15 protein-coding genes are annotated in these 16997 nt (G+C 65.1%); 3 read left to right on the forward strand and 12 right to left on the reverse strand.

Annotated features, from left to right (window positions below; translation table 11 throughout):
- Positions 1 to 21 precede the first annotated feature (21 nt).
- Positions 22 to 465 carry a hypothetical protein gene (locus RA21_RS18685; protein ID WP_152610590.1) on the forward strand — a complete coding sequence of 148 codons (444 nt, stop codon included), beginning with the start codon at positions 22 to 24 and terminating at the stop codon, positions 463 to 465.
- Positions 462 to 1373, forward strand: coding sequence for a DMT family transporter (locus RA21_RS18690; protein ID WP_039151766.1), 912 nt, complete (start codon positions 462 to 464; stop codon positions 1371 to 1373). Before RA21_RS18685 ends, RA21_RS18690 begins: the two co-directional genes overlap by 4 nt.
- A 12-nt stretch (positions 1374 to 1385) precedes the next feature.
- Here RA21_RS18690 and glmM read toward each other — a convergent pair whose 3' ends face one another.
- The 8 genes from glmM to RA21_RS18730 form a co-directional block, all read right to left on the reverse strand.
- Complete coding sequence (gene glmM, locus RA21_RS18695) at positions 1386 to 2732, reverse strand: phosphoglucosamine mutase (protein ID WP_039151735.1); 1347 nt, start codon at positions 2730 to 2732, stop codon at positions 1386 to 1388.
- 23 nt (positions 2733 to 2755) lie between these two features.
- Positions 2756 to 3751: a dihydropteroate synthase gene (folP, locus tag RA21_RS18700; protein WP_039151737.1), complete on the reverse strand. Its 996-nt coding sequence runs from the start codon at positions 3749 to 3751 to the stop codon at positions 2756 to 2758.
- Positions 3748 to 4668 (reverse strand): dihydroneopterin aldolase, encoded by a 921-nt coding sequence (locus tag RA21_RS18705; protein WP_019298377.1) that lies wholly within the window; start codon positions 4666 to 4668, stop codon positions 3748 to 3750. Before RA21_RS18705 ends, folP begins: the two co-directional genes overlap by 4 nt.
- Before the next feature lie 129 nt (positions 4669 to 4797).
- Positions 4798 to 5454, reverse strand: a complete 657-nt coding sequence (locus RA21_RS18710; protein WP_029205058.1) for a cell wall hydrolase — start codon at positions 5452 to 5454, stop codon at positions 4798 to 4800.
- Between the two features lie 172 nt (positions 5455 to 5626).
- Complete coding sequence (locus tag RA21_RS18715; protein WP_039151739.1) at positions 5627 to 8203, reverse strand: putative PEP-binding protein; 2577 nt, start codon at positions 8201 to 8203, stop codon at positions 5627 to 5629.
- Positions 8204 to 8381: 178 nt separating this feature from the next.
- Positions 8382 to 10607 (reverse strand): glycine--tRNA ligase subunit beta, encoded by a 2226-nt coding sequence (glyS, locus tag RA21_RS18720; RefSeq protein ID WP_039151742.1) that lies wholly within the window; start codon positions 10605 to 10607, stop codon positions 8382 to 8384.
- 76 nt (positions 10608 to 10683) lie between these two features.
- Complete coding sequence (locus RA21_RS18725; protein WP_039151744.1) at positions 10684 to 11217, reverse strand: DUF6446 family protein; 534 nt, start codon at positions 11215 to 11217, stop codon at positions 10684 to 10686.
- A gap of 17 nt (positions 11218 to 11234) precedes the next feature.
- Positions 11235 to 12176: a glycine--tRNA ligase subunit alpha gene (locus RA21_RS18730; RefSeq protein ID WP_039151746.1), complete on the reverse strand. Its 942-nt coding sequence runs from the start codon at positions 12174 to 12176 to the stop codon at positions 11235 to 11237.
- A gap of 256 nt (positions 12177 to 12432) precedes the next feature.
- Between RA21_RS18730 and RA21_RS18735 the strand changes: the two genes are divergently transcribed.
- Entirely contained in the window at positions 12433 to 14205 is a 1773-nt protein-coding gene (locus tag RA21_RS18735; RefSeq protein ID WP_039151748.1) for a trypsin-like peptidase domain-containing protein, read from the forward strand.
- A gap of 279 nt (positions 14206 to 14484) precedes the next feature.
- Here RA21_RS18735 and RA21_RS18740 read toward each other — a convergent pair whose 3' ends face one another.
- The 4 genes from RA21_RS18740 to RA21_RS18755 all read right to left on the reverse strand — a co-directional run.
- Positions 14485 to 15126: an SDR family oxidoreductase gene (locus RA21_RS18740; protein ID WP_019298369.1), complete on the reverse strand. Its 642-nt coding sequence runs from the start codon at positions 15124 to 15126 to the stop codon at positions 14485 to 14487.
- Positions 15127 to 15154: 28 nt separating this feature from the next.
- Positions 15155 to 15670, reverse strand: a complete 516-nt coding sequence (locus RA21_RS18745; protein WP_039151750.1) for a DUF1178 family protein — start codon at positions 15668 to 15670, stop codon at positions 15155 to 15157.
- A gap of 78 nt (positions 15671 to 15748) precedes the next feature.
- Entirely contained in the window at positions 15749 to 16522 is a 774-nt protein-coding gene (locus tag RA21_RS18750; RefSeq protein WP_019298367.1) for an EcsC family protein, read from the reverse strand.
- Between the two features lie 47 nt (positions 16523 to 16569).
- The coding region (locus tag RA21_RS18755) for a GNAT family N-acetyltransferase (RefSeq protein ID WP_039151752.1) at positions 16570 to 16997 on the reverse strand (428 nt) is incomplete at its 5' end.

The following is a 16997-nucleotide window of genomic DNA, read 5'->3' on the forward strand; positions in this document are numbered from 1 at the left end:
GGTGAACGGCAAGAGGACCCCATGCCCGATATCGCACCTCGCGACACTCCCAAGCAATGGCTGATGGCAATTGTGATCTGGGCCTTTCTGGGTGTTTGGATCTACTTCTTCTCATTCAGCCTCTACGCCTCCGGATGCCGCAAATTCAGCCACCCTGCAGAGGAACGGCTGCGCAAATGCGAAAACAGCCTGCGTTTCACAGGCTTCCTATTAACCGACCACCAGCGCGCCACCAATTTGATCAATCAAGGCATAGCGCAGGCCGATCTTGGCAAAGATGCAAAAGCAATAGTCCTGTTCTTCGAGGCCATCCCCTTACTAACCGGAGCCAACTCGTCCAATTTTCGCCCATCTCAGCGACAGCTCGAGATACTTGAGCGAAAGATGAAGGACCTGGCAATCCCGCCACGCGCCCACGAACTCTTTCGGACCGCATTTGACGAATGGGCCAAGAGCCGATCATGAGCACAAGCAGCATCGCCCCGCGCTACTGGCTGATGATTGCCACCCTGGGCTTTGTCTGGGGCGGAACCTTTCTGCTGATCAAGCTGGCGCTGGACGGCATCACCCCGTTCTGGCTGGCGGCCAGCCGGATCGGATTTGCCGCGCTCCTGCTGTGCGCGGTCTGGGGCTGGCGCGGGTTCAAGCTGTTCAAGGGCGAGGCCAGCTGGCCATCGCTGATCCTGATCGGCATCCTCAGCACCGCCCTGCCCTTCATGCTGATCAACTGGGGTCAGCAGCATGTCTCCTCCGGCTTCACTGGCGTCAGCATGGCCGCAATCCCGCTGATGGTGCTGCCTCTGGCGCATGTCTTTGTGCCGGGCGAGCAGATGACCCTGCGCCGCCTCATCGGCTTCTGCATCGGCTTTGCCGGGGTTGCTCTGCTGATCGGTGGCAAGGCATTTGAAACCAGCGGCGCCGAACTGGAGGCCTATGGCCGCGCCGCCTGCCTGTCAGCGGCGGCCTGCTACTCGGTCAGCTCAATCCTGACCCGCCGCCTGCCGCCTGCCGACCCGGTCGGGCTGGCCGCCATATTCCTGGTGATCGGCTGTTTCATCATCTTTCCAGCCGCATGGGTTGCCGAAGGCCCGCCGGTAATGCCAGACACCCGGACCTTGCTGATTGCCGCCGTGCTCGGCCTGATCCCAACAGCCGCCGCCAACCTGCTGCGGGTCATCGTGGTGCGCGAGGCAGGCCCCACCTTCATGACCCTCACCAACTATCAGGTGCCGGTCTGGGCCGTGGTGCTGGGCGCGGTTTTCCTGGGCGAGGAGCTGCCGCCCTCGATGCTGCTGGCAATGGTGATGATCCTCGGCGGCCTCGGCCTCAGCCAGTTCGGCAGGCTCAGCCGCCTGTTCGGAAAACGGGGCTGAGCGCCCGCCGCCTTAATCGGCGACGGCGGCCTCAACCGCGGCAACCACGCTGTCGACTGCCAGCGTCATCAGCTCAGCGTCTTCGCTTTCAGCCATCACCCGCACCAGCGGCTCGGTGCCGGACTTGCGGATCAGCAGACGGCCCTGGCCGTCCAGCATCTTCTCTGCCGCGGCAATCGCCTCCTGCACCCGGGCTTCCTCCAGCGGCACCTGGCCTGCCTGGAAGCGCACGTTGCGCAGCCGCTGCGGCACGGTTTCAAACTGATGCGCCAACTGGGACGCCTTCTGCCCCGTCTGCACCATCTCCGCCAGGAAATGCAGCCCCGCCATCAGCCCGTCGCCGGTGGTGGCGTAATCGCTCATTACGATATGGCCGGATTGCTCCCCGCCCAGGTTAAAGCCGCCTTCGCGCATCCGCTCCACCACGTACCGGTCACCAACAGCCGTGCGCTCCAAGCCCAGGCCATTGGCTTCCAGATGCCGCTCGAGACCAAGGTTCGACATCACCGTCGCAACCAGTGCGCCGCCGTCCAGCTGCCCCTGCTCAGCCCAGCGGGTCGCCAGCAGCGCCATCAGCTGGTCGCCATCAGCGACAGTGCCGGTCTCGTCGATCAGGATCACCCGGTCTGCATCGCCGTCCAGGCAAATGCCTACATGGGCGCCATGCGCCACCACCGCCTCTGCCGCGGTCTGCGGATGCGTCGAACCGCAGCCGCGGTTGATATTCAAACCATCCGGCGACACCCCAACCGGGATCACTTCCGCCCCCAGCTCCCACAGGACCTCAGGCGCGGTCCGGTGCGCCGCGCCATTGGCGCAGTCGATCACAACCTTCAGGCCATTCAGACCCAGGTTTCGCGGAAGCGAGCTTTTGACCCGCTCACCATAACGGAACCGGGCATCGTCGATCCGCTTGGCGCGGCCGATGTTTGCGGCCTGGGCCGGCTCAACCCCGGCTTCAACCAGCGCCTCGATCTCCATCTCCGCACTGTCCGACAGTTTGAAGCCGTCGGGGCCGAAGAACTTGATGCCATTGTCCTCGGACGGGTTATGGCTGGCAGAAATCATCACACCAAGGTCCGCCCGCATCGAGCGCGTCATCAGCCCGACCGCCGGCGTTGGCACCGGCCCCAGCAGCAGCACGTTCATACCGGTCGAGGTCAGCCCCGCGGTCAGCGCGTTCTCAAACATGTAGCCGGACAGCCGGGTGTCCTTGCCGATCACCACACGGTGCACCCCGGTGCCGTCGCGCCGGAAATACCGCCCGACTGCCGCACCGATGCGCAGCGCCATCTCGGCGGTCATGGGATGGGTGTTGGCGGTGCCGCGCACGCCATCGGTTCCAAAGAGTTTCCGCATTATGCTTTCCTGCCTAAAAGGCCTTACCGGACCGCCTGCCAAAGCCGCAGAGCCTGAACCGTCTCAGCCACGTCATGCACCCGCAGGAATTGCACGCCTTGCGCCAGGGCCGCAAGCCCCACCGCAATTGAACCCGGCGCCCGGGCATCCGCGCGCGGTGCATCGCCGATGGTGCCGATGAATTTCTTGCGGGAAACCCCCAGCAGCACCGGGCAGCCAAGCCCGTGAAACAGGCTGAGATTGCGCAGCAGCGTCAGATTATGCTCCTGCGTCTTGCCAAAGCCGATGCCCGGGTCGATCACGATCTGCTCACGGACCACGCCGATGGCCTCCAGCCGGTCGATCTGGTCGCTCAGGAAGTCATAGACATCCAGCAGCACATTTCCGTATTGCGGATCATCCTGCATCGTCGCCGGGTCGCCTTGCGCATGCATGATGCAGACCGGCACGCTGGCCTGCGCCGCCAGGGGCGCCAGCGCCGGATCAAAGGTAAAGCCGGAGACATCATTCAGCAGGTTCGCCCCCGCCTCCAGCGCCTCCATGCCCACCGTGGCCTTACGGGTGTCGATGGAAACCGGCACCGGGCACTCCGCGCGAATGGCCGCGATCACCGGCGCCGTGCGCTCGATTTCCTCGGCTTCAGGAACCTCAGCGGCCCCGGGCCGGGTGGATTCGCCACCCACGTCGATGATCGTGGCGCCATCAGCCACCATCTGCAGCGCCGCTTCCTTTCCAGCCTCAATACCGGCATGCTTGCCGCCATCCGAGAAGCTGTCCGGCGTCACATTCAAAATGCCCATGATCTGCGGCTGGGTCATGTCCAGCCCGGCGATCGAGGCACGCCGCGCGCTCAGGCGGCGGCGCTCGGCCTCCGGCACCAGACCGGCAGGCACGATCCGCGGCGGCGCATCGCGGCTCAGGATCTCAACCTCGGTAAACCACAGGGCACTGCCCGCCAGCGGAACCGCGCCTTCGGGGCGCGCCTCGCCGTGCTGAACCAACGGCCGGTAATATGTCACAGTTGTGCTTGCTCCACGCTGACATCCCGCAGGGGGACACCGGGATTATCGGGCAAATCCCCGCCAAGCACAATCATCTCACCCGCTTCAAAGGTCGCTGCAAACCAGGCCGCCAGCGCAACCGAGTTCGATGGCGGCGCCGAAGGGCCGTCCACCGCGTCCAGCACGATCTTGGACGGTGCCCAGACGCAGATCTGGCGGTTCTTCATCGCCCAGTCCAGCTCGGTCCGGGTCGAAACCACTACGCAGCGGTCATCCTTGGCCGCCAGGCGCCAGGCGTTTTGCTCAATCGCCAGCAAATCGATCCGCCGCTGGGTCCATTTGTGGCCCGTCTCGGGCACCGCCAGCGGATGCGTCCCGACACACAGGATCAGCGGCCGCTGGCGGCATTCCATCTGGTCGATCCATCCGGTCAGGTTTTCACTGTCGATGGCCGCGTTGGACAGATACATCAGCCGCGGATGCGGGCGGTCCTGCTCTTCCGCCAAATGGGTGATCTGGTCCTTGGAGCGCACCACTTCGACGCCCAGAGCGCCGGGGCCGCGGTCCAGCTTCTCGATCCGCACGAAGGCGCGCACCGCCTGATGCTCCAGCAGGATCCGTTCAGCCACGCGTTCTGCCAGCGTCTCCAGCAGGTTAAGCCGTTCCGCCGCCAGCTCATGGGCGATGGCTTCGGTCAGCTTGTCATAGGACAGGATCCGGTCGACATCGTCATCCAGGTCCTTGGGCAGCGGCGCGATTTCGACCACCACATTGAAACTGATCCGCTGGGTTGTGCCGCGCTCCGCCTGGAACGCGCCGATCTCCACCTCGACAGTATGATCGCGCAGCGAAATGCGGTCCAGCAGGCCGGGCGCGGCAGTGGCCATCGAACGCTCGGACGGATGCGCAAAGGCAAGGCGGATTTCAGAGGGCATGGCAGAACGGGCCTTTGGCTGGCTGTGTCAGGTGTGGGACCCAACAATAGACTTTCGGCGGCTTCTTAACAGTCCCGCATACGCCATGCCAGTAGCAGAAAGCGGCACATGCATGCCGCCTTCAGGCCATCAGTTGCTCATCGCGGTCTGGTAGCGATCGTCGCGGTAGAACAGGTGCACACCAATGCGCGTGGTGTTTGTGAAGGTGCGGCTCCAGCGCGGGCGCACCGCGGTGGTATGATAGTAGGTCGCACCTTCCGTCAGCTCCGACTTCAGCCCGTCCAGCGCCGCGCGCGCCACCTTGGCTACCCGCTGATACGCTTTCTTCTCGCGGATCACTTCCTTGTGGCCATCGCAAGTGTAGGTGAACTGGCACTGGTACTTGCGCCCGGTTCCCTGGTTGATCACCCCGCAAGGGGTGTTCGGGAACTGCTCGCTTCTGACCCGGTTCAGGATCACCTCGGCCACCGCAAACTGGCCCTTCACGGTCTCGCCGCGCGCCTCGAAGTACAGGGCCTCAGCCAGGCAGGCGAATTGCTCGCCCCCGGTCGCTTTCGGCTGGTCATCCAGCCAGGCCTTGGAGTACTCCACCTGCTGCGTGCCGGTCTTGCGGTTCTTGAACGGATTGGAGCGGAATCCGAAAAATCCGCTGAACTTCCGCGCAGGCACCGCGTTGAGACTGGCCTGCTCACGCTCGATCAGCGTATCCAGGCCGGTTTCGGCAGCAACACTCTTACCCATCGTGATGGTGGCAGCCATCACGGCAATCATAGTCAACAATTTCATTCAGGGTTCCCCCGTCCTAACAGCCTGCAACCGGTTTCCCCGGCCACATGCGGTCGCATCCCTTAATGGAAACAGCCCCAAACGTCCAGCTTGCCGCCCCGGGGTGCGACAGCATGGTTAACGCAAGTGCGGAGCCGTCCCCGTTTCCTGCGGCTGGATGACCTGAATTTTCCTAATATTTTGTGTAAGTTGGCGCGATCTGACCGGTTTTACTGCCAATTGCCAGCTGGGCGGCGGCTAACCGCGCAACCGGCACGCGGAACGGCGAGCAGGAAACGTAATCAAAGCCCGCGTCACGGCAGAATGCAATCGATTCGGGGTTGCCGCCATGCTCTCCGCAGATCGAAAGCGTTATTTCGCCGTTCTCTGCCCGGCCCCGCTGAACCCCCAGTTTCAGCAGTTCGCCGACTCCGTCGGTATCCAGAACATGGAACGGATCCTCCGGGAACACCCCCTGGTTGACGTATTCCGACATGAACCGCCCGGCATCATCCCGCGACAGACCGTAGGTCATCTGGGTGAGGTCGTTGGTTCCGAAGCTTAGGAAAGCCGTGTGCGGCGAAATCTCCCCTGCCCGCAGGGCGGCGCGCGGTGTCTCCACCATCACGCCCAGCCGGTAGGTGAAATCCTCGCCCCGCTCCAGTTTTACTGCCGAGGCCACCGCGTCGATGCGGGCCTTCACCAGCTCCACCTCCCGCTTGGCCGAGACCAGCGGGATCATGATCTCCGGCACCACCGGCTCACCCCATTTAGAGGCTTCAAGCGTGGCCTCGAAGATGGCGCGCGCCTGCATGTCATAGATTTCCGGCACCGTAACACCCAGACGCACCCCGCGCAGGCCCAGCATCGGGTTGTACTCATCCATCTCCTCGACCCGCCGGGTCACATCGCTGACCGGAATACCCAAGGCCTCCGACAGCTCACGCTGGCCGGTTTTGGTGGCCGGCAGGAACTCGTGCAGCGGCGGATCGAACAGGCGGATGCAGACCGGCATCCCCTCCATGATCCGGAACAGCTCACGGAAGTCGTCGCGCTGCATCGGCAGCAGCCGCTCCAGCACCGCTTCCCGGCCCGAGGGCGTCTCGGCAAAGATCATCTCCCGCATCACCGTCAGCCGGCCGGGTTCAAAGAACATATGCTCCGTGCGGCACAGCCCAATGCCCTGAGCATTGAATTTCCGCGCCATTTCAGCATCTTCCGGCGTATCCGCATTGGCACGGATACCGATATCGCGGGCCTCGTCCGCCCAGGTCAGCAAGGTCAGCAGCGCGCCATCCTCAGCCGCTTCCAGCATCCGCGGCTGGCCTGCCAGAACCTGCCCGCTGCTGCCGTCGATGGTGATCGTGTCGCCCGGCTTGAAGATACGCCCGTCCGCCGCCTCCAGCATCTTGCGCTTGCTATGGAACTTCATGTTGGAGGCGCCGACGATGCACGGCAGCCCCAGACCGCGGCCGATCACCGCCGCATGGCTGGTCATGCCGCCTTTTTCGGTCAGAACCGCAGCGGCGGCATGCATACCGCGCACATCCTCGGGCGAGGTTTCCCGGCGCACCAGAATGCATGGCTCGCCGCGCGCGGCACTGGCCTGCGCCCCGGCGGCAGTGAACACCAGTTTGCCTGTGGCCGCACCGGGGCTGGCGGCTATGCCGCGGCCGATCACATCACGTTCAGCATCCGGCGCCACCTGCCGGTGCAAAAGCTCGTTCAGGATATGCGCGTCGACCCGGATCAGCGCCTCTTCCCTTGGAATCACACCGTCCTCGGCCAGCGCGACCGCAATCCGCACCGCCGCCTGGGCGCTGCGCGTCACCCGCACCCCGTCCAGAATATGCACCCGGCCGTTTTCAACGACAAATTCCAGCTGCATCTCCTCGCGCAGCTTCACCCGCATCAAGGCTGCATGGGCTTTCAGGTCGGCAAAGGCCTCCGGCGCCAGTTCCTCCAGCGACAGCCCGCGCGCATCTTTCGCCAGATACAGCGCCCCGGCCCCGGCTCCCAGCGCATCGCGCCCCTGGCTCTGGCTCAGGTAGCGCCCCGTAAGCTGCGGCATGCCGGTGGTGGAATTCACCAGCTGCAATACGCCCGATCCGCATTCGCCCTGGCCGACACCGGGGATCATCTCCTGCACCACCAGGCCCAGGCCCGCATCGGCAGGCGCGCCCTTGGCCTGGCGCAGCAGCCGGGCTGAGGTGCCCTCCCACGCCCGCGCCATCGAGCGCAGCACCGCCGCCAGCTGCTCACCCGGGTCCTGCGGGAACTGCTCGTCGGTTTCCGCCTCATAGGCATGCAGGATCTCGCTCAGCGCATCCGGGCCGCCGTCCTCGACATCGTCGAACACATCCGGGTCCAGCCGTGCCACATGCACTGCATAGGACTGCACGAACCGCAGATAGAGCGCCGCCGCGGCCTCCCGCCCCAGGCTATCGCAGAGGTCGACGTAACGCGCATCGTTCATGCCGATATTCAGGATTGCCCCCGGCCCGCCCCAATCAGGGTCCTCCGAGGACGGGCGCACGCACAGCAATGCCTCCGGATCAAATTCAGCCAGCACCGCGTTCAGATCCGGCATCTGCCCTTCGGCAATGGAATGCACTGCGTCAAACGACAGCGCCACTGTGCGCGGCACCGGCAGGTCCAGCCGCACCAGCCGCTGCAGGCATTTCGCCCGGCCGCCATGGGTGGCGGTGGCAATAGGCGCTGTCGAAGTGATCAGCGAGGCCGGCGGGATCTGTTCGAAATCTTTCTGCACTGCAGCACGTCTCCTTTGAAAGTCACCATAAGGCCAAGACGCGACGGCGCAAGAGTCTTGTAACGGGCCGGTGACGGATCAGGCAGGCACAGATACGAAAAACCGGCCTTCCCTTGCGGAAAGGCCGGTCCCTGCGGGGCGGGTATTTAGGACCAGAAAGAAGCAGCCGGTTTGGCGCTTAGCCCTCAACCTTGGTGAGGTCCGCAACCTGGCCGCAAACCTGGCGGATCTGGCTGAGAAGGTTCAGCCGGTTGCGGCGGACGATGTCGCTGTCGGCATTGACCTGCACCGCCTCAAAGAACGCATCGATGGGGGCACGCAGGGCGGCCATGCCCCGCATGGCTGCCGCGAAATCTTCGGCTTCGATGGCCGGAGAGATCGCCGCCCCGCCGGCTTCCAGCGCATCAAACAGCGCGGTCTCGGCCGGGTCCTCGGCAAACTTGCGGTCAGCGCCATAGGAGTATTCCACGCCGTCCTTTTCTTCCGCCTGGCTGAGGATGTTGTTGGCGCGTTTGAAGCCCTGCAGGAGGTTGGTGCCATCCTCGGTCTTCAGGAAATCCTCCAGCGCGCGGGCGCGTTTGACCAGCAGGGTCAAGTCGTCATTGCCGTCCATGGCGATGCAGGCGTCGATCACGTCATGGCGGATGCCCTGATCCCGCAGGAAGACCTTGAGGCGGTCGTGGAAGAAGGACAGGAGGTCGTCCGAAGTGTCCGGAACCTTCTTTTCGAGGTTCAGGAAGGCTTCCGCAGGGGACGCGCCAAGGTTCTCCTTCACGGCCTCGAACGCGGACCCGAACACCCCGTGTTCTGCAATTTCCTGCAGTAGGTCATTCACGGTCTCCTGCGGCAGCGCACCATTGGCGGCACTTTCCGCCCGCAGAAGCTGACTGTCGAAGAACCGGTCCAGCGGCATCCGCACATCATTCTCCAGCACCAGCCGGATTACACCCAATGCAGCCCGGCGCAGGGCGAAGGGGTCCTTGGAGCCGGTGGGCTTTTCATCAATCGCCCAGAAGCCGGTCAGCGTGTCCAGCTTGTCGGCCAGCGCCACGGCGACTGAGACCGGCTCCGACGGCACATCATCGCCCGGCCCCAGCGGCGAGTAATGCTGCTCACAGGCGTTGGCGACCTCTTGCGGCAGGCCCGCGGCCTCGGCGTAGTAGCGGCCCATCAGGCCCTGCAGTTCCGGGAACTCATAGACCATTTCCGAGCTGAGGTCGGCCTTCGCCACCCGCGCCGCCTGCTCTGCCAGATCCGCATCGGCGCCCGCCACCGGCGCAATTTCCCGCGCCAGCGCGGCGATGCGGTCAATCCGCGCCGCCTGGGTGCCCAGCTTGTTGTGGAAGGTCACGTTGCCGAGGTTCTCCACCCAGGACCCCATGCCCGCCTCGGACTTCGCCGTGCGCAAATCGTTCTCCCAGAAGAACTTGGCATCGGCCAGACGCGCCGAAAGGACCTTTTGATTGCCTGCCAGGATGGTGGCGCCATTGTCCGCGGTCTCGCGGTTGGCGACGGTGATGAACTTCTCGATCCGCCCCGTCTTGGGGTTCTTCACCGAGAAGAACTTCTGGTGCTCCTTCATCGAGGTCTGCAAGACCTCCGGCGGCAGCTCCAGGAACTCCTCGTCAATCGCGCCCATCAGCACCACCGGCCATTCGACCAGACCGGCAACCTCGGCCAAGAGCCCCTTGTCCTCGACCACGTCCAGCCCGTTAGCAAAGGCCTGATTGGTCGCCTCCTGCCAGATCGCCTCCGCCCGCTCGCGGGCGTCCAGCACCACATGGGCGCGCTTCAGCTTGGCGGCGTAGTCGTCAAAACCGGTGACGGTGATCTCCTCCGGCGCCATGAAGCGGTGGCCGCGGGTGGTGTTGCCGGACTTGATACCGTCGATGTCCAGATCGACCACGCTGGCGCCCGCCTCATCCGACAGGATGCAGAGGATCGAGTGCAGCGGGCGCACCCAGCGCAAGGATCCTGCGCCCCAGCGCATGGATTTCGGCCAGGGGAAGTTGCGGATGGTGTCTTCCAGCACTTCGGCAATGATTTCGGCTGCCGGACGGCCCGGCTTTTCGATCATCGCGAAATAGACCGCGCCCTTGGGGGTCTCGCGCTCTTCCAGCTGCTCGCGGGTCAGGCCTGCGCCGCGCAGGAAGCCCTCGATGGCCTTGTCCGGCGCGCCCACTTTCGGCCCCTTGCGCTCTTCGCGGATGGTCGGGCTTTCCGCCAGCAGGCCATCCACCGCCAGGGTCAGGCGTCGCGGCGTCGACAGTGCGGCGGCCCCGGCATAGGTCAGACCTGCCTCCACCAGACCATCGGTCACGCGCTTCTTCAGGTCCTCGGCGGCACGCGCCTGCATGCGGGCCGGGATTTCCTCGGAAAACAGTTCAATCAGCAGATCGGGCATCAGATATCCTCGGGCGTGGCCGCGCGGGCGGGCGCAGCGAAATAAATGGAGTTGGCGGGCAATATGCGCGGGCTCATCAGTTGCCCCCGTCGGCCTCTGGCCGGGCTGGGCATTCCTCGCCCACCACGGTGCCGTCATAGGCTTTCTGGCCGCAGTCATTCAGCTCATGCCAGACATAGCCGCGGCCCTCGTCTGTGACGGCAACAATGCGGTCGACGCCATAAGAGATGTTCTTGACCGACAGGAACGGCTTGGCAGAGCCATCCGCCAGCTTGGCGCCAATGGCGGCGGCATCAAAGCACTCGAACCAGTCCGGCGCATTGCGCGGCTCGGTCTTGTCCGACAGGGTAAAGACCTGCGCCAGCGCGTCCGGCGTCATCTTAGTGCTGAAGCAAGCGCGGTAGCGGATGGGGGAGCTGTCCGCGTCAATCGCCTCGAAATCCGCATAGGCAATCGGCTGGGCCTCGCCGCCATCCAGCGGCACCAGCACCACATCGCGGCCCGGCTGCAGCGCGACCTCATCATAGAAGCCATAGACCTGCAGGTAATACATCGCCCCCCCGGCGGCGAGGCCGGAGACGATCAGGATCAGGGCAAGAAGTTTCCCCATAACGTGCTGTCCCCTGCTCAGGCCGCGCTCTCGGGCGTGAACCCGCCGGCCTCGGTCAGCACGAAAGCATCGGCACATTGCTTGGCCAGCGCGCGGACACGGCCGATATAGGCCTGGCGCTCGGTAACCGAAATCACCCCGCGGGCATCCAGCAGGTTGAAGATGTGGGACGCCTTGATGCACTGGTCATAGGCGGGATGCGCCATGATGATACGTTTGCCGGTCTTCGGATCCTGATGCTCCTGCGCCAGGATCGCTGCGCATTCGGCCTCGGCCTCCTCGAAATGGCGCAGCAGCACTTCGGTGTTGGCCACGTCAAAGTTCCAGCGGGCGTATTCTTCTTCGGTCTGCTTGAACACGTCGCCATAGCTGAGCGGGATCAGCGCGTCCGGGTCGTTGAAGGGCATATCCATCACATGATCGACGCCCAGGATATACATCGCCAGACGCTCCAGCCCATAGGTCAGCTCACCCGACACCGGGTGGCAGTCATGGCCGCCGACCTGCTGGAAATAGGTGAACTGGCTGACTTCCATACCATCACACCAGACTTCCCAGCCCAGGCCCCAGGCACCAAGCGTCGGGCTTTCCCAGTCATCCTCGACAAAGCGGATGTCATGCATCGCCATATCGACCCCGATCGCCTCAAGGCTGCCCAGATACAGCTCCTGCAGGTTCGGCGGGCTGGGTTTGATCAGCACCTGGTACTGGTAGTAATGCTGCAGCCGGTTCGGGTTCTCGCCATAGCGCCCGTCGGTGGGGCGGCGCGAGGGCTGCACATAGGCCGCGGCCCAGGCCTTGGACCCCAAGGAGCGCAGCGTGGTCGCCGGGTGGAACGTGCCGGCGCCGACTTCCATGTCATAGGGCTGCATCACCGCACAGCCTTTGGCGGCCCAGTAGTTCTGGAGCCTCAGGATAATCTCTTGGAAGGAGCGCGGCGCGCCGTTGGTCTGGGTCATCTCTTATCCCTTTGGGGGCATCTGGGGCAGCAATTGCGGTGTTCTTCCTATGCAAGGCTCTTGGCAGGGTCAACGCCCTGCGGCGCGTCAGGCCCCGGCTCTGCCCCGATGCCCGCAGCGCATCGGCAACAAAAGTGCGGGAATGCGGCAACGGGCGGGGAATTCCCCCTGTCATGAGGAGTTCCCTTTGCCGCCGCAAAATGCTTTATCTCCGCCTCAAAGAATAAGAGTACTTCCGGGATACGAGGCCCTGACCATGAAAAAACTGTTTGCCGCTCTGGCCCTGCCGCTGATTGCGCTGGCCATTGCGTTCACGGCGCCGGTTTCGGCGCAAAGCAGCCGCGACGGTGTCTGGATCCAGATTGCCGCCCGCCCCTCCCTGCGCGAGGCCGAAAACGAGGCCCGCAGCTATGCCGCCCGCCTGCCCGATGTCTCCGGCTATGCGCTTGGCGGCGGCTGGTACGGCGTGGTGCTGGGCCCCTACGCCCGCGAGGACGCGGAACGCGTGCTGCAGGTCTACCGCGCCGAGGGCCAGATCCCGCGCGACAGCTTCATCGCGTTCCAGCGCAACCTGCGCAGCCAGTTCTACCCGGTTGCCGCGGATGCCACCCAGCCCGCAGAGCCGGCTCCGGCGCCCGCACCGGCTGAACCTGCAGTGCAGGAGCCCGAACCGCAGCCGCAAACCGCTCTGCAGACCACCCTGCCCGATGAGACCCCGGCCCAGGCACGCCGCAGCGAAAGCGCGCTCAGCCGTGAACAGCGGATGGAGCTGCAGGTCGCCCTGAAGGCGGCAGGCTTCTACAATTCCGGCATCGACGGCGCCTTCGGCCGCGGCACCCGCGCCTCGATGAGCGACTGGCAGGCGGCCCGCGGCTTTGAGCCGACCGGCGTGCTGACCACGGCCCAGCGCCAGGTTCTGTTGGATGAATACAACGCGCCGCTGATCTCCGTGGGCATGGCCCGGGCTGAGGACGCCAAGGCCGGCATCGCGCTGCAGATCCCGGCGGGGGAAGTTGCCTTTGACCGCTATGAATCGCCCTTTGCCCACTACTCCAGCAAAGGCGGCCTGGGTGCCCAGCTGCTGCTGATCAGCCAGCCCGGCGACAAGCGCACCCTGTTCGGCCTCTACGACATCCTGCAGACGCTGGAAATCGTGCCGCTGGACGGCCCGCGCGAACGCAGCGCCAGCAGCTTCACGATCGAAGGCCGCAACAATCAGATCGTCTCCTTCACCCAGGCCAGCCTGAACAACGGCGAGATCAAGGGCTTCACCCTCGTCTGGCCCGCCGGTGACGAAGAGCGCCGCGCCCGTGTTCTGGCCGCGATGCAAGCCAGCTTCACCCGCCTCGACGGCGTGCTGGATCCGGCTGCAGGCGGTGAAGCCGTGCAGGATATCGACCTGGTCTCCGGTCTCGAAGTCCGCAAGCCGAAACTGTCGCGCACCGGTTTCTTCGTGGATGACCGCGGCAGCGTCCTGACCACGTCCGACGTGGTGGCCGGCTGCACCCGGATCACCCTCGATCACGGCTACCAGGCGGAGGTCGCGGCCAGCAACACCGCCAACGGCATCGCTATCCTGAAACCGGCGGAGGCGCTGGCGCCTGCGGCGGTCGCCGGCCTCAGCACCGCCTCGCCCCGCCTGCAGTCCGAGGTTGCGGTCTCCGGCTTCTCCTACGAGGGCGTGCTTGGCGCCCCCAGCCTCACCTGGGGCAAGATCGCTGATGTGAAAAGCCTGGACGGCAACACCAATGTTGCCCGGCTGGAGCTGGCAGCACAGCCCGGCGATGCCGGCGGCCCGGTGATGGATGCAACCGGCGCGGTGCTGGGGATGCTGCTGCCGCAGCAGACCGGCGGCCAGCAGCTGCCCGAAGGCGTCAGCTTTGCCGTGAACGCCGATGTGATCCGCGGCGCCCTGGACGCTGCAGGTGTAACCCCGGCTGCACAGCCGGCCTCCGCGGGCAGCCTGCCGAACGCGGCGATCACCCGTCTGGCCTCCGGCATGACCGTTCTGGTCAGCTGCTGGGAGTAAAACCCAGCCCCGCTTGCGGGCACTAATCAAAACCAAAGCCGGTGCGCCCAGCGCGCCGGCTTTTTTCGTTTTCATTTAGCGACCGAAGCCTCCGAAACAGCGGCTCCCTCCCGCCCGGCACCGGGCCTTTTCAGGCCCTCAGCCCGTTGGGCATGGCACCGTGTCTGCGCACGGTGCCGCGCCGCGCATCCGCGCGGCGCCCGGCCCAAGGCCGCCAAGGCGGCTGGCGCAGCCAGGCACCTGCGGGCGCGGGAGCGCTCCGCTGCCTGAAGCCTCTGATCAGTAGGGATGGATACGGCCGTCCCAGGTGTGAAAGCAGCCGGTGGTGTCCAGGGTCAGAACGTCGAATTCGTTGATCAGCCCAGTAACCGACTCCTGCACCGTGATATCGCCGTCATAACCGCCCATATCGGTCTGCACCCAGCCGGGATGATAGATGCCGACGGCAATCCCTTCCGGCTTCAGGTCGGTTGCCAGGTTGCGCCCGATATTCAGCGCCGCCGCCTTTGACGCGCGGTAGGCATAGCTGCCGCCCGGCGCTCTGGTGTGGCTGGCCATCTGCGACGACAGAATGGCGATCTTGGGGCTTTCCGCCAGCCGCAGGTTCGGCAGCATCGCCTGCACGGTCAAAAACACGCCGGTCACATTGGCGGCCATCGTCTTGGTCCAGACCTCGGCCGAATAATCCTCCAGCCCCATTGCCTTGTCGATATAGACGCCGGCATTGCAGACCAGCAAGTCCACCGGGCGGCCCTTGATCTGGGCCGCAAAACGCGCCTGCTGGCCCGGGTCGGAGACATCCAGCTTGACGCCCGAGGAATGGTCCCGCGAGGTGCCCGTCACCTCATGACCCGCCTCCCGCAGCTGCTTTACCAGCTCCTTGCCGATCCCGCGGCTGGTTCCCGTTACAACTGCATGCATTCTGCCCTGTCCTTCAGTTTTCTGGCCCTCAATTTGATTTGCGTCCGGGACGGAAGGGCAGCGGCATCACCGGCACGCCTTCCTCGATCAGCTCCCGCGCATCTTCCAGCTTGGCTTCGCCATGGATCGCCCGCTCCGGCGCCTCGCCCAGATGCATCGCCCGCGCCTCCCGCACGAAGTTGCCGCCGACGTAATCGGAGTTTTCCTCAACCTTCTTGCGCAGCTCGGCCAGCGCCTTTTCCACCTCGCCAGAGGGGCGGCTCAGCATGCCCGGCCCTGACGCAGAGGGCACAGGTGCGGGGGGCGCAGGCGCAGGGACTGGCGCAGCTTTCGGCGCGGCCTGTGGTTCCGGCTCGCCGACACCGGACACGGCCTTGCGGCCCGTGCGCACCCGCGGCGCCATGATGGCCTTTGTCACTTTGGCGCCGCCGCAGACCGCACAGGACACCATCCCGGCTGCCGCCAGCTTGTCAAAAGCCGCCGCCGACTGAAACCAGCTGTCGAACGCATGCCCGTCCGCACATTTGAGGCTGTATTGAATCATGCTTTCTCTCTTAGCAGGAAAGGCTGATTAAATCTGCCTTTCCGGCAAGCGCAAGAGGTCTCTGTGTCCGCCGCGCAGCTACCGCGCGCCATTCTGGTTCTGCAGCCGCTGCCGCAGCCGTGCTGTCAGCTCCTCCGGCGCCACATCCGCCTCCACTGCCAGCCTTCTCAGGCCAAAGTGCACATGCGCCATCTCCCGGTAATAGCCGGAAAACACATAGTTCACCGCCGCCCCCGCAACTGCGCCGGCAACCGGCACCGCCTGTGCCGCCAGTTTTTGCCCCAGCACCGCACCAAGCTTGGGCGCCACCTGCGCAATCAGCTTGTGCAAGGCCCCGGGCAGCCCCAGCCGGACAGAGACAAACCCCAGGTCGGCCCCGTCATCCTCCGCCAGCGGCCCTGCCGCGGCAAACACCTGGATACAGTCAAAGGTCACGCTTTCAGCATCGGGATCAAACCCTTCTTCCGCCGCCGCGCTCTGGATGGTGCGCAGCAGAAAGGCTGTGGTGGCCGGCAGCTCCACCAGGGCGCCCGGCAGCCCGGCAGCGCCGCCCGCGGCCCCCATGGCCGCGCTCACCATCCGGTCAACGCCGGGTTTCTGATCCGGCACCAGGCGGCGCGACTGGCTGGCGCCCTTCATCGCCACCCGCAACGCGGTCTCCGTGGCACCGGTCAGCCCTGCCCGCACCGGTTCCGGCAGCCGCTCCAGCAGGCTCTCACCGCTGCCGCCCAGCCGGTTCAGCAAGTCAACGCCGGCCCCGCCAGCCGCCCGGTAGCGCGCCGCCAGCGCATCCAGCTCGGCGTCGATCTCCTGCGGGGTATAGGCCCGCGCGTTTGTCACGATGTCTTCCACATGCGCCTCCTCTGCCTCCCTAAAGATCGGCAGCGAAAGGCATAATTTCAAGCCTGCCAGCGGCTCACCTGCCCCTGCACGCCATCCCAGGCATCCACCTGCAGCGCCAGCCCCAGAACCCGCTCCGGGTTGGTCGGCGGCGGCATTTCCACCCCCGTCAGCTTGGTAAAACCGAACCGCCGATAGTAAGGCGCGTCCCCCACCAGCATCACCCTGGCCCAGCCGCTTTCCTCTGCCTTGGCCAGGCTGTCGCGAATCAGCGACCCGCCCAGCCCCTCGCCCTGCCGGGTCGGGTGCACCGCCACCGGACCCAGCAGCAGCGCAGAGGCACCGCCAATCAGAACCGGCCAGTACCGGATTGCCGCGGCCAGAATGCCGTCGCTGTCGCGTGCCACCTCGCTCAGGCCCTCAACCGGCGGCACCCCATCGCGCAGACGGTAGGACGACAGCGCCTCGCGCCCGGGCGCAAAGCACA

Origin of the sequence: Leisingera sp. ANG-DT, from assembly GCF_000813785.1 — a bacterium.
GTDB lineage: Bacteria > Pseudomonadota > Alphaproteobacteria > Rhodobacterales > Rhodobacteraceae > Leisingera.